The sequence below is a fragment of the Bacteroides acidifaciens genome (genome assembly GCF_903181435.1).
Lineage (GTDB): Bacteria > Bacteroidota > Bacteroidia > Bacteroidales > Bacteroidaceae > Bacteroides.
This window is the reverse complement of the sequence record NZ_CAEUHO010000001.1, coordinates 2,626,427-2,639,526: the sequence shown is the minus strand read 5'-3', so window position 1 is coordinate 2,639,526 and position 13,100 is coordinate 2,626,427. Positions and strand designations below refer to the sequence as shown.

Below are 13,100 nucleotides of genomic sequence, written 5' to 3'. Positions count from 1 at the left end.
TTCAGGAAGGTTGCTCTCCCCCGATAACGGGGGAGCAACCTTCCCGAAGGACGGGAGTTAGAGTGACTGACGACTTTTTAGATAGCCTCACTTTTTCTCATTGCAACGAAAAAACTTTCCCACTGGGGTGAGGATAATCCTTAGTCAGAATAGGCTGTGACTGACTTTTTCGTCAGTGATGTCATAAGTGTACTTCCCTGATAATGGTTGACTTGTTGTTGTCTATTTTTTTATGGGTTGACTTGAAATATAACTCTCCCTATCAGGAGTTGACCTTCTTGTTACGGCACAAATTTTAGACAAACAGGTTTGTCTACTTTTATATCTTTGTGTATATCCGATAGTAATCCCGTATCTGCATCCCTTTCATACACCTGAATCACATTACTATCCCTGCAAGCCACTAGTAGATATTTTCCATTGGGCGTAATGATGAAGTTACGCGGGTGAATCCCTGTCAGTTGATAACCAGTTTTCGTTAACTTCCCGTTTTCGGAGTCGATACGGAAGATAGCGATACCGTCCGCCTTCAACCGGTTACTGGCATATAAAAACTTACCGTCCGGGCTGATATGAATATCACCGCTTCCTTTTGCTCCGACTGTATCGGCGGCTACTGTCTGAATCTCTTCCAAGTTTCCATCCTTATATTCAAAAGCGATTACCGTGCCCGAAAGTTCGTTTATCAGATAAGCATAGTCACCATTCGGGGCAAATGTCAGGTGTCGGGGGCCTGAACCGGCTTCCACTTTGAAAGCGGCAGGAGAACTCTCTTTGAGAAAACGTTCTTTGTTCTCTGCATTTGCGTCCGGATTAATGATAAACTTATGTATCTGGTCTGTCCCTAAATTATCGGCAAACAGGTATTTACCGTCCGGAGTAATACGGACACAATGCAAGTGTGACTTTTCCTGCCGTTCTTTGTCGGCTCCCGAACCTTCGAATTTTATAATATCGGAAGCGGGCAGGAGTGAACCATCTTTTGCAATGGGAAAAACGGAGATGCTGCCGCCACTATAATTGGCGGTTATCACATTCTTTCCATTCGTGATGATATAGCAAGGGTCTTCGCCACCGGTTTTCTGTGAGTTCAGCAATTTGAAAGTCCCTTTTTCCTTATCGAAGGCAAATGCGTTGGCGGCAGCCTGTTCATTATTGAACTCACTGACTGCATACACAAACTTCCCGTCGGCAGAAGATACGAGATAAGAGGGATTTTCTACTTCTGCTTCACTGAGTGCAGTGGCTGTCCCCGTTTCTTCATCGAAACGGAAGCTGTAAATTCCTTTACTGTCTCCTGCGGTATATGTACCTACGAGCATTGTTAACTCTTGATTCACTGGTTCGGAACTTTCAGTCCGGGCAGTCTTTTTTGATGTGCAACTGATGGTGGTCATACTGATTATACAGATAGTGGCGATAAATTTTATCATATGGATTGTTTTGGTATTGATTATTACTTTTTTAATTGTGGCAGTTTTACCTCTGCTACTTCCACCCGGTCACTGCCTAATACAATGCGTAAATCGCTGGCGGTAGTTCCTTTGAAGCGGAAGTCCAATAGTTTGTTATACTCTTTCACAGTGCCGGAATATACAGTGAGGAATTGTCCGCCGCCACTGGATAGTTGTATCTCAAAGTCTGTCTCCAGTCCGTTCTCGCGGGAGAAGGCAATGGATACTCCGTCTATTTTGGCTCCGTTCTGCAAGGCAAAGGTAATGTAATCTCCTTTATTACCTTCCCAGGACGTAGTTAAATTATTATCAATTACATTATCTGCTGTTTCTGCGTTGGTGCTGGCGCTGACAGGGCTGCTGTCTTTGGTAGTGTTTGCGGCAGGTGTTTGCCCCGGTTCAACAACAGTCAGCGTTCCGTTCAGGCGAATATCCGTAGAAGAGGCTCCTAGCATGAATGTGAAATCCCCCGGTTCTACTACCCAATGCATGTCAGCATTCAATAACTCCAGTGCCTTGCGGTCGACGGGGAAAGTGATTTCTTTTGTCTCGCCCGGTTTCAGGTGTACCCGCTCAAATCCGGCGAGGTTCTTCTCATAAGTGGTGACGCTGCTCAGTACATCACGCACATACAGTTGTATCACTTCGTCTCCTGCCCGTTTTCCGGTATTGGTCACTTTACAAGAGACATAAGTCTTTTGGTTGGGAGTGATAACGGCCGGAGAGATTTTCAAGTCGGAATATTCGAAAGTGGTATAACTTAACCCGTATCCGAAAGGATATAATGCACCGTTGGCGCGAGACATATTGCCGTCCGCTCCCGGATTCTTGCCGCCGTCAATCTGGGAAGAGGGTTTGCAAGGGAAGTTGAAGGGTATTTGACCTACGGTTTTTGGGAAAGTTACAGTCAGTTTACCACCGGGATTATAATCTCCAAAGAGTACATCTGCTACTGCTATCCCACCTTTAGACCCCGGATACCATGCTTCAAGAATAGCTGGGACAAACTTGTCTGCCCAATTGATAGATAATGGACGTCCGTTGATAAGAACCAGTACGACAGGCTTGCCGGTAGCCACTACCGCTTTTAGTAAATCAAGTTGGCGGCCGGGCAGGTCGAGACTGCTGCGGGATTTGTTTTCCCCGCACGTACGCTGTCCACCACCTAACACTACGACAGCTACATCTGCTTGTTTTGCCTGACTGACAGCTTTATCTATTTCTTTTTGCTCTTCATCCGTCAGAGGATAGTCAATCAATTCGGATTCCGGCCAGTTGGCATCTACCAGGTCGCAGCCTTTCGTATAAAGTACATCCGCTTTGCTTTTCATCTTTTCTTGAATACCTTTTAGGACAGAAGTTACTTCTACTGCCAAAGGACCGTAATGAGTCAGCGCATACGAACGTTCATTCGCATTCGGTCCGCAGACTGCTATCTTTCGGATACTTGAGGCATCCAGCGGCAGCACATTCTTATCATTTTTCAAGAGTACGATAGATTCGCGGGAGGCTTGCAAAGCGACTTCCTCGTTTTCTTTCTTTTCTACTTCTTCATCCGCTCCTTTCAAATCAGTCTGATAAGGATTATCGAATAAGCCGACAAGGAACTTCACTCTCAGAATATCACGTACACGGTCATTGATAATTTCTTCGCTCAATCCGCCTTCTTTCACCAACTCCCTCAACGGCAATACATACGAATCCGGAGAGCGGAACGTACAACGTACATTCAGTCCGGCTTCCACACTTTGGCGAACGGCTTCTTTCATATCTTTGGCAGTCCCGTGTTTGGTATAAAGATATTCTACGGCATCACTGTCCGAAACCACATATCCACGGAATCCCATTTCACCACGCAAGCGGGTAGTCAGCCAGTAATAGCTGCTCTGGATTGGAAAGCCGTCATAGTCGTTATAAGAACTCATCACACCGAGCAATCCCGCTTCACGGATAACTCTTTTAAAAGGATAGGCATGGAGCATCTCCACTTCGCGTGGTGACATCTGCGGGTCTACACGAGCCATTCCTTCGCGTGCGCCTTTATTGTTGCTATAAGCGATAAAGTGTTTTCCGGTAGCTGCTACCTGGTGATTGTGCTGCATACCTTTCACCATTTCTATTCCTAATTCCGCAACCAGATAAGGAGATTCCCCATACACTTCTTCATAGCGTCCCCACCGCTGGTCGCGTCCTACATCGAGTATCGGGGCATATACATTGGTATATCCCAGCATGCGAGCTTCACGTCCGGTAATCAGTCCTACCTGGTGAATAAGTTGTCGGTTCCACGTATGCCCCAAGCCCAGTTGGGTAGGGAAATTGGTAGCTTTATAACTCTCCACTCCGCGAATCCCCTCGTTGGTAAAGTCCGTAGGAATTCCGAGCCGTGTTTCTTCAATGAAGAAACGTTGCACTTCATTCAGCGCCCAGGCATGTTTGGAAGCCGGCCATACATATTCGTTGTCCGACGGTGGAAGTCCCCATTGCTGGAAACCGTTCAGATGCTCGTCAATAGCTCCGATACCGTCTTTCCAAAGCTGGTTTTTCCATTCGGGAGTAGGCAAATCATCTTTCAAGACCCGTTTGTATCCGTAAAGAGTCACCATTTGGCATGTTTTCTCTTCCAGTGTCATTTGGCTGAGCAAATCTTCTATGCGTGCATCGATAGGTGCTGCCGGGTCTTCGTAAGTGTCTTTAACACCATTCTTATTGAAGTCTATCCACCCTTTCTTGTACATTTCCGTACGGACGGGTTTATAAACATCAGGTATTCTAGTCGTTTTCTGTGCCGGGAGGAATGCACAACTTCCTAGAAATAAGCCGGTAAGTAGAAGTTTCTTCATGATATCTTTTTGTGTTAAGAATAAAATTGCCCCGTAAAGATAGTGTTTTGATATAGGATTTTGATAATATCGTCTTGTATTTTTTAGTGTAGTTATTCCGAAATATCGGTGATTCTATTTAAAGTTGTATAACTTAAGATTTAAAGAATACATGGAACAAGGCAAAGCGTGATAAAGATATATAGTTGTTTGTTAGAGTGTTACAGTTTCCTTGTTGTTTCCCTTATTGGACACGCTCGTTTCCCTACGGGGTCACGATGGTTTCCCTACGGGGATACACCCGTATCTCTACGAGGAAACGAGCGTTTCCTTATAGGGAAACCACCATAGTTCTAAAGGATATAACAGTGTTCTCTGTAGAAACGGAAATTTCTTCCGAAGACATGGCAGGAACGACTAAGCGTTCCAGTTGTATTCTTCTACATAACCGTCGAAGTAGTCATTCAGTACTACCCCCAGTTCTTTAGCAACGTTTATGACATGTACCTGTTCGGCAGGAGTGATTTTCAGTGCTCCCCGGCGTTTTAAGTAGTAGTTCTTGCGTCCGAAGTAGCTAATCATCCGGTAGCGGAACGTACTTGCCATTCGCACGGTGAGTGCGTTTGCCGTACGTGTAAAGCCTAGTGCAAAGCGGGTTTTCTCGTTCGAACAATAATAATCACATTTACCTTTTCCGGCTATTATCCGGTTAGGGTTCATCGTCGGCAGGAAAATTCTGTTGACGGGAGCATACTGCATGGCAATCCGGCGCAGGCAGGTTGAGGCTTTCGGGCAGTTTTCGGCGGCGCATAGGCCGAAGGAGTAGGGGACTTCGGAGAAGTCGAAATGAGAAGTCATTATTTTATGGATGTTGATTGGTTATTTATTGTCGGCAAAGGTACTAAACTATGCCGGAAACGAGCAAGAAAGAGTCTGATTTTCTTTTTCTTTTATGTTATTGGATTCAAATTTCCTTCCTGCGGAGCTATTTTCTATAGGAATATAGAATTTGTAATATTGGTTAATGACTTTTCGCCAATTCAAAATATTTAGTATCTTTGCAACCTCAGAAAGCGTTCTGAACAATTGCTATTCTGTACGAATGAAAATTTGGGGTTGACTGGATTTGACAGCGGGCAGAAATGGTAGGTAAGCATGCAGTGGGTCGGTAATTTCCACTTAAATCTCAGTTATCAAAATTTTATCTGGCGAAACTAATTACGCTCTTGCTGCTTAATCGAATCATAGTAGATTAGCTTAATCCAGGCACAAGGTGCCAGGACGAGACATCACTCGGAAGCTGTTGCTCCGAAGCATTCCGGTTCAGTGGTGCAGTCACATCGGGGATAGTCAAAGGCGGCCTCGCACTTTTGATGAAACTTTAGAGGATAAGGCAGGAATTGATGGCTTTGGTTCTGTTCCTGCTCGAAAATTTAGGCAAAGATAAGCATGTAGAAAGCTTATGATTTCCTCGTTTGGACGAGGGTTCGATTCCCTCCAGCTCCACATGAATAAGGCTTGTAACCATTATACAAGCCTTATTTTATATTAGAATATATTATTTATTAATATTTGCTCGGATGTTTAGGATGACCACAATTTTTGCAGTCACTATTGTAAACGCCTTTAGCTTTATATTTGGTACATAGGCAACCTTCCACGGGACATGGATAATGTTTATATTCATTTAATCTGTTTCCTGTTAAATACCATAAAAAATGAACTTATTTCTTGATTAGATTGGGACTTGATGCTTTTATTATTATGTGTAGATTACTTGTTTCATAAACAAAAAGAGGAACCATACGTAATCCATTGTATAGTTCCTCTTAAATACTATGTAAAAAGTTTATATTATAGTTTTTCAATCTCTTCTTTAGATAATCCTGTAGCTCCAATAATTAATTCCATTGCGGTTCCTGATGACTTTAGATAACGGGCGACTTTGATAGCTTTCTTTCTTGCTCCTTCTTCAAGCCCTTCCGCTCTACCTTTTTCAAGCCCTTCCGCTCTACCTTCTTCACGCTCGGTATTGATATTATCACGAAGAATAACAATATTATCCAAGTGACGGTAATAGGCAGCAAGCTCATCCTTGGTCATGCTATCCAGTTTCAACCTTTCACGAGCCTCCTCAAGACCGGGAGCTGTAGCAGTGGAAGGTATCTCTCCGGTGTTAAGATAATAGATCCATTCTTCCAGGGGACTTTTCGCTACCTGATTGAAACCGTTTACTTTCAGGATATAATATTCAGGATATAGCTGACTTACCGTATCCACCTTGAATGTCTGCTTCTGGAATGGAGTGAGTTCTAGGAGATCATTGGTGTGTATACCTCTGAATTCCGTCTTTCCATGATAAACAAAATCAGTTCCATGTCCCAGAGAGAAATAGACGATATTAACGCTATATACCTTACGCACCTTGTCATAGCTTTCTCCCCTATTGATATACTCAGTCACCAGCTTGGAAGTACCGAACAACATACGTTGGAAGTAGGCATATTCATTATTGTTCTGCACCTCTATCAGTACCAGTTCACCCTTGGAGTTCTCGGCAAGCATATCGACACGGTTATACTTGTCATATTCATCCTCCTGATTGCTTTCACTTTCAAGGAGTCTCTGAATAATAATCTTCTCACCCAATAACGTAGTGAGCAGACCTTCAAGGACACTGAAATTTGCCTTGTTCCTGAGCAAACGTTTCATAGCCCAGTCAAAACGGATTATCTGATTTTTATTGTTGCTATTCATAATTGTCTAATATATTGGCTACTACAAAAATACAGATAAAGTTTTATTTAGACAAGAAAATAAATGGATTTTACCCTGTCTGTCATCTAAAGAATGATGATTATTCGAAAAAATATAGTAAGTTTGCTCTGCTATTCCCAAAGAATGACTCAGAGAAAGATTATACATATCGACATGGACGCTTTCTACGCTTCTGTAGAACAGCGTGATAATCCGGAACTTCGTGGCAAACCGGTAGCTGTAGGTCATGCTGAAGAGCGGGGAGTCGTGGCTGCTGCCAGTTACGAAGCCCGGCGTTACGGAGTCCGTTCCGCTATGTCTTCGCAAAAAGCGAAACGTCTTTGTCCTCAGCTCATATTTGTATCCGGCAGGATGGACGTTTATAAATCCGTTTCCCGGCAGATACATGAGATTTTTCATGAATATACCGACATTATCGAACCTCTCTTTTTGGAGAGGGCACTTTTTCAGTGCCCAAAGTAAAAATCAAACACTCGTTTTTTTATTTTGACGTTGATAAATGTCGGGTATGCTCCAGACGACACGGGTGCTATAAGGAAGGCGCTAAGAGTAAAACTTATGCTGTTCAAATCAAGTCGGAGGAACATCAGAAGCAGGCCGACTTCGAGAAAACAGAAGGGTTCAAGACCAAAGCTAAGGTCGGATACAAAATAGAGGCTAAAAACTCAGAACTAAAAAATGTCTTTGGTTACGACAGGGCAGACTCGTATGGCATGGACTGTATGCGTATGCAAGGCGCCATGGTGATTTTTGCCGCAAACATCAAGCGAATTCTCCGATTGAACTGATATAGTCCCTTTGAGTATCGTATATCTGACTATAGGTCGCATATAATGCCACAAAAAACAGTTTTACGCACTCCACTGCAATAAATGAAAAAATCGCCAAATCCTCTGATAAAGACTTGGCAATTTTTTTATGTTGAGCCTCCGTCGAAGGCAAACTGAATATCACTTACTTTTTTAGTGCCCTCCCGTAAACAGCAGGGCTTTCGTTATATACTAGGACTAATATCCCGGATTCTGTGTCATTTGTGGATTTCTGACTATTACATCATAGGGAATAGGCCATAAAAGCTGATAAAGATTGTGATGGCTTAGTCCCATAAAGGACTCACCGAATTCGTTTCTTCTGATAAAATTCATATAGCTGGGGGAATTTATTTGATAGTGCAGGGAAGCTATGGCTTTCAGAATATCTGATTGGTCAACCGTGAGATTCTTATGTTCGCATACTTGATTGATATATTGTTTAGCCTTAGAAACGTTTCCTGTGTGATACAGGCATTCGGCAGCAGTCAGTATCACATCCTTGTAATCAAGGCAAGGATGGCAAGTTTCTCCGTTTCTTGTCTGTATGTGATAGCCCCAAATGCATTCTGCATTATTTTTGTATTCAGTCGCTTTTGAATATTCCAAGTGGTAATCACCTCTTCTGATGACTTCTTCCAAAAGCGGCAATGCCTTGTCGAATTTCTTTTGATTGCAGTAGATAAATGCAAGCAATGTCCTGGCCACATCTTTAGAAACGAAAAGCATGTTGTTGGCATCTTGGAAAGCGTCATAGCGATGTTCGTCCAAATTCCTCATCGCATCGAACAACATATTCTCTACTCTTGAAAGAACTTCTGATTCATCTGTACGTGGCAGGGATATGTAGGGGGCGTTTGAACGCTGCATTATAAAAGGTACACCGCCCCAACGAGAAGACAGCTGATAGTATGCCAATGCAAGGTGGGTGTCGATAAACGATTGGTAGCAATTTAATAGGCTTGCATCAACATCTTTAATCGCGAGCCACTGATTGATTGCGCTATAGTAATATCTCCATGTATTTTCTATTTTTCTATCATAAGGATGGAAAGGAACCGAGTTTCTAAAGTCTTCTTGGTGAGTATAATTATTTTGTAAATGAAATTGCTCTGATACAGCATTTCTCATAACGCTCATAATGGCTAATACAGCAGACTTTCCACCATATCCCAATTTGACGGGGGCATGCTTAACCCAATAATTACTGTCTCCTTGTTGTTTGATGATAACAGTAGCAGCAACTTTACCTCTTGCATTATATACCGTAAAGTTGGTGGATAGATCCTCTTTAAATAAAGCTGGTTCTATTTTTACAGTAATGATATTGTTATCAATGGTTTTGTTATGCTTTATCGAAGGAGTAGAGATACTTGCGCTAGCTTCGTATAATCCCGGAGAATCACTCCACATTTCGTCTGGTACTTCTTCAACTCTAAAACCGGAATCTGAATCAGATTCAAAAGAAGGTGGATTTAAATAATAAGGCTTATCAGATTCAATAGTAATGGTATATTCGCCGCCTTCTTTCGGAACATTTACTTCCGTTGTACTAATCGTAACAGATTCTGATTCGTCCAATTCATTTCCGGCAATACCATCATTATCCCAGTCGAAATAGTAAGCCAAGTTTTTGACTTTGACTTCTAATCCCAATTCTTTGTAACGGTTCTTTATGTTTTCGGAAATCCTATCCAATCTTGCATTCAGGTAGTTCTTACCGGATTGTATTCTTTTCTTTGTCTCTTGGGTGAAAGCACCTTCTGTACCAAACTCATTGCTTAGAATAGATAGAAACTCAACGATTTCCGCATCCGATTTATCTGTCAATACCAAAGACGATATAGCTATCAATGTACCGGAGGCATCATCACCAGAAGTAAGAGAAAATTGGCTCGCATCTTTAGAGGCAAATTGCTGTAATCCAAATTGGGTAAGCAGTTCTTTTTGGGCTTGTGCGTTAGCTTCCTTGAATGTCAGACCTTTGGTGGCAACCAAATGATGGATGCGCTTGCTTTTCAAATGGGTTAATACATTGACATTGATAGTGCTGTTATCTTTCAAGTCCACAATAGCATCCAATTTGATTTCACTTTCTGATAATTTACCGTTCACCTCATTAAAAAAATAGCCGTCTGCCGTTAATTGTGCATACGGACTGTTTATCTTGAGTACGCCATAATTAAAATTCCCCAAGTTGTTGTCAATGGTAGCGTGATAAGAACTTCCAGTAGGAATCATGTACTCGTCCAATGTTCGCATTTCTACGTGAGAACCGCGAATCATCGGACCTTTTTCGACTTTACCCACCACGTTGAATATTGTAGGTGTAAAGCCTTCACCTGCTTCATCGTCATCGCTGCATGAGCAAAGAACAAAAGCAAGTGCCGCAGACAAATAAAAATACTTTTTGAATTTCATAAATGTATATATTTTATTGATGGATAACGATTTATATTGCGCTGAAAACTACAAGCAATTTCAATATGCCCCAAATGGTCAGAAGAATGATTGGAATAATGATGTCCGCATAGTGGAAATCTATGAAGTTGGGAATGTGGGCTACAATAATCCACAAGAGCCAAATGATAAGAAACGCCCACCAATATTGTTCTCCCAATTCAATGTACGAATATGCAAATTCTTTCATACAATTATCTCTTATGGTTCCGTTCCTAAACCAAGTCTAATTAAACTACGAAGCGTGGAACTGCAATGCCACGTCTTTGTTGAAGGTCGTAGGAAAAACCTAATGAGCAGATGTAGTAATAGCAGCCCACGCTATAGCGTGAGAACCACTATGCCATCCTTGCTCATTTTGAAAATTTCCTACGTTTTCAACAACAAGATAAGCATAACGCTTCTTTCTTTTCTAATATGTCTTGGATAGAGTTTCCCTATCCGCTTGCAAAGGTAGTCAATTTTATTGAAATCTAATCAAATACTATCAGATTACATTCTAAATCCTTTGTTTTCTGCTTTGCCTTTGTAGAATTACGCAGTTTTTTTCCGTAAGTTTGTTCTGTTGGTCCCAAAGAATGACTCAGAGAAAGATTATACATATGTATAGTTCCTCCTAAATACTATGTAAAAAGTTTATATTATAGTTTTTCAATCTCTTCTTTAGATAATCCTGTAGCTCCAATAATTAATTCCATTGCGGTTCCTGATGACTTTAGATAACGGGCGACTTTGATAGCTTTCTTTCTTGCTCCTTCTTCAAGACCTTCCGCTCTACCTTCTTCACGCTCGGTATTGATATTATCACGAAGAATAACAATATTATCCAAGTGACGGTAATAGGCAGCAAGCTCATCCTTGGTCATGCTATCCAGTTTCAACCTTTCACGAGCCTCCTCAAGACCGGGAGCTGTAGCAGTGGAAGGTATCTCTCCGGTGTTAAGATAATAGATCCATTCTTCCAGGGGACTTTTCGCTACCTGATTGAAACCGTTTACTTTCAGGATATAATATTCAGGATATAGCTGACTTACCGTATCCACCTTGAATGTCTGCTTCTGGAATGGAGTGAGTTCTAGGAGATCATTGGTGTGTATACCTCTGAATTCCGTCTTTCCATGATAAACAAAATCAGTTCCATGTCCCAGAGAGAAATAGACGATATTAACGCTATATACCTTACGCACCTTGTCATAGCTTTCTCCCCTATTGATATACTCAGTCACCAGCTTGGAAGTACCGAACAACATACGTTGGAAGTAGGCATATTCATTATTGTTCTGCACCTCTATCAGTACCAGTTCACCCTTGGAGTTCTCGGCAAGCATATCGACACGGTTATACTTGTCATATTCATCCTCCTGATTGCTTTCACTTTCAAGGAGTCTCTGAATAATAATCTTCTCACCCAATAACGTAGTGAGCAGACCTTCAAGGACACTGAAATTTGCCTTGTTCCTGAGCAAACGTTTCATAGCCCAGTCAAAACGGATTATCTGATTTTTATTGTTGCTATTCATAATTGTCTAATATATTGGCTACTACAAAAATACAGATAAAGTTTTATTTAGACAAGAAAATAAATGGATTTTACCCTGTCTGTCATCTAAAGAATGATGATTATTCGAAAAAATATAGTAAGTTTGCTCTGCTATTCCCAAAGAATGACTCAGAGAAAGATTATACATATCGACATGGACGCTTTCTACGCTTCTGTAGAACAGCGTGATAATCCGGAACTTCGTGGCAAACCGGTAGCTGTAGGTCATGCTGAAGAGCGGGGAGTCGTGGCTGCTGCCAGTTACGAAGCCCGGCGTTACGGAGTCCGTTCCGCTATGTCTTCGCAAAAAGCGAAACGTCTTTGTCCTCAGCTCATATTTGTATCCGGCAGGATGGACGTTTATAAATCCGTTTCCCGGCAGATACATGAGATTTTTCATGAATATACCGATATTATCGAACCTCTCTCTTTGGATGAGGCTTTTCTCGATGTAACAGAAAACAAGAAAGGCATTTCCTTAGCTGTGGATATAGCGAAAGAGATTAAACAGAAAATTCGCGAACAACTGAACTTGGTAGCGTCTGCCGGAATATCCTATAATAAATTTCTGGCAAAAATAGCTTCTGACTATCGTAAACCGGACGGACTATGTACCATCCATCCGGAACAGGCTTTGGATTTTATCGCCCGTCTTCCCATCGAATCATTTTGGGGAGTGGGCCCCGTGACTGCCAAAAAGATGCACTTGCTCGGAATCAGTAATGGGGCTCAATTACGTAAATGTTCGTTGGAGATGTTGACAGCACATTTCGGCAAAGTGGGAGCTCTTTATTATGAATGTGCGCGAGGTATTGACGAGCGTCCGGTAGAGGCTGTCCGTATTCGTAAATCCATCGGGTGTGAACGTACATTGGAACGGGATATTTCAGTCCGTTCCTCAGTTATTATCGAACTGTATCATGTAGCAGTGGAACTGATTGAACGTCTCAACCATAAAGAATTCAAGGGAAACACGCTTACCTTGAAAATCAAGTTTCATGACTTTAGCCAAATCACCCGGAGTATGACCCAATCGCAGGAACTGACGACTTTGGACCGGGTACTTCCACTAGCAAAAGAACTGCTGAAAAGTGTGGAATATGAACAACACCCGATTCGGCTTATCGGACTTTCCGTTTCCAATCCGAAAGAAGAAGTAGATGAACAGCGTGGTGCTTGGGAGCAGTTGAGTTTTGAATTTAGTGAATGGTAATAGTATGATTTTTGAAGTATGTAC

General features: G+C 42.0%; 8 protein-coding genes, 1 other RNA gene and 2 pseudogenes. 4 read left to right on the top strand and 7 right to left on the bottom strand.

The features are described from left to right. Positions 1-281 precede the first annotated feature (281 nt). The 3 genes from CLIN57ABFB40_RS11185 to CLIN57ABFB40_RS11175 all read right to left on the bottom strand — a co-directional run bounded on the left by CLIN57ABFB40_RS11185 (position 282) and on the right by CLIN57ABFB40_RS11175 (position 5,134). Complete coding sequence (locus CLIN57ABFB40_RS11185) at positions 282-1,433, bottom strand: lactonase family protein (protein WP_175630113.1); 1,152 nt, start codon at positions 1,431-1,433, stop codon at positions 282-284. Between the two features lie 23 nt (positions 1,434-1,456). Then, the gene (locus tag CLIN57ABFB40_RS11180) at positions 1,457-4,297 is read right to left on the bottom strand and encodes a beta-glucosidase (protein WP_175630112.1); all 2,841 of its coding nucleotides are present in this window, start codon (positions 4,295-4,297) and stop codon (positions 1,457-1,459) included. A 396-nt stretch (positions 4,298-4,693) separates the two neighbouring features. Further along, a complete protein-coding gene (locus tag CLIN57ABFB40_RS11175; protein ID WP_175630111.1) occupies positions 4,694-5,134 on the bottom strand; it encodes a DUF6078 family protein in 441 nt (146 codons plus the stop codon). A 254-nt stretch (positions 5,135-5,388) separates the two neighbouring features. Here CLIN57ABFB40_RS11175 and ssrA point away from each other — a divergent pair. After that, positions 5,389-5,785: a transfer-messenger RNA gene (gene ssrA / locus CLIN57ABFB40_RS11170) on the top strand. A 345-nt stretch (positions 5,786-6,130) separates the two neighbouring features. Here the strand turns inward: ssrA and CLIN57ABFB40_RS11165 are convergent. Next, entirely contained in the window at positions 6,131-7,033 is a 903-nt protein-coding gene (locus CLIN57ABFB40_RS11165) for a PD-(D/E)XK nuclease family transposase (RefSeq protein ID WP_024988478.1), read from the bottom strand. A gap of 144 nt (positions 7,034-7,177) precedes the next feature. Here CLIN57ABFB40_RS11165 and CLIN57ABFB40_RS11160 point away from each other — a divergent pair. Both CLIN57ABFB40_RS11160 and CLIN57ABFB40_RS11155 read left to right on the top strand, forming a co-directional pair. Next, positions 7,178-7,495 (top strand): annotated as a pseudogene (locus CLIN57ABFB40_RS11160) (DNA polymerase IV); the annotation flags it as partial. 38 nt (positions 7,496-7,533) lie between these two features. After that, a pseudogene (locus CLIN57ABFB40_RS11155) lies at positions 7,534-7,842 on the top strand (transposase); the annotation flags it as partial. A gap of 219 nt (positions 7,843-8,061) precedes the next feature. On the opposite strand, the gene CLIN57ABFB40_RS11150 reads toward CLIN57ABFB40_RS11155, so the two are convergent. From CLIN57ABFB40_RS11150 to CLIN57ABFB40_RS11140, 3 genes are all read right to left on the bottom strand, one after another. Continuing rightward, positions 8,062-10,284 (bottom strand): RagB/SusD family nutrient uptake outer membrane protein, encoded by a 2,223-nt coding sequence (locus CLIN57ABFB40_RS11150; RefSeq protein ID WP_254871742.1) that lies wholly within the window; start codon positions 10,282-10,284, stop codon positions 8,062-8,064. A 31-nt stretch (positions 10,285-10,315) separates the two neighbouring features. After that, positions 10,316-10,513 (bottom strand): hypothetical protein, encoded by a 198-nt coding sequence (locus tag CLIN57ABFB40_RS11145; protein ID WP_175630109.1) that lies wholly within the window; start codon positions 10,511-10,513, stop codon positions 10,316-10,318. 451 nt (positions 10,514-10,964) lie between these two features. Then, positions 10,965-11,843: an Rpn family recombination-promoting nuclease/putative transposase gene (locus CLIN57ABFB40_RS11140; protein ID WP_175630108.1), complete on the bottom strand. Its 879-nt coding sequence runs from the start codon at positions 11,841-11,843 to the stop codon at positions 10,965-10,967. Positions 11,844-11,987: 144 nt separating this feature from the next. On the opposite strand from CLIN57ABFB40_RS11140, the gene dinB reads away from it, so the two are divergent. Next, the gene (dinB, locus tag CLIN57ABFB40_RS11135) at positions 11,988-13,076 is read left to right on the top strand and encodes a DNA polymerase IV (RefSeq protein WP_175630107.1); all 1,089 of its coding nucleotides are present in this window, start codon (positions 11,988-11,990) and stop codon (positions 13,074-13,076) included. Positions 13,077-13,100: the final 24 nt, after the last annotated feature.

Bases quoted from the DNA above. Each gene is read 5' to 3' on its own strand.
- CLIN57ABFB40_RS11150 (WP_254871742.1), bottom strand. From the start codon at position 10,284: ATGAAATTCAAAAAGTATTTTTATTTGTCTGCGGCACTTGCTTTTGTT.
- dinB (WP_175630107.1), top strand. From the start codon at position 11,988: ATGACTCAGAGAAAGATTATACATATCGACATGGACGCTTTCTACGCT.
- CLIN57ABFB40_RS11175 (WP_175630111.1), bottom strand. From the start codon at position 5,134: ATGACTTCTCATTTCGACTTCTCCGAAGTCCCCTACTCCTTCGGCCTA.
- CLIN57ABFB40_RS11165 (WP_024988478.1), bottom strand. From the start codon at position 7,033: ATGAATAGCAACAATAAAAATCAGATAATCCGTTTTGACTGGGCTATG.
- CLIN57ABFB40_RS11145 (WP_175630109.1), bottom strand. From the start codon at position 10,513: ATGAAAGAATTTGCATATTCGTACATTGAATTGGGAGAACAATATTGG.
- CLIN57ABFB40_RS11180 (WP_175630112.1), bottom strand. From the start codon at position 4,297: ATGAAGAAACTTCTACTTACCGGCTTATTTCTAGGAAGTTGTGCATTC.
- CLIN57ABFB40_RS11140 (WP_175630108.1), bottom strand. From the start codon at position 11,843: ATGAATAGCAACAATAAAAATCAGATAATCCGTTTTGACTGGGCTATG.
- CLIN57ABFB40_RS11185 (WP_175630113.1), bottom strand. From the start codon at position 1,433: ATGATAAAATTTATCGCCACTATCTGTATAATCAGTATGACCACCATC.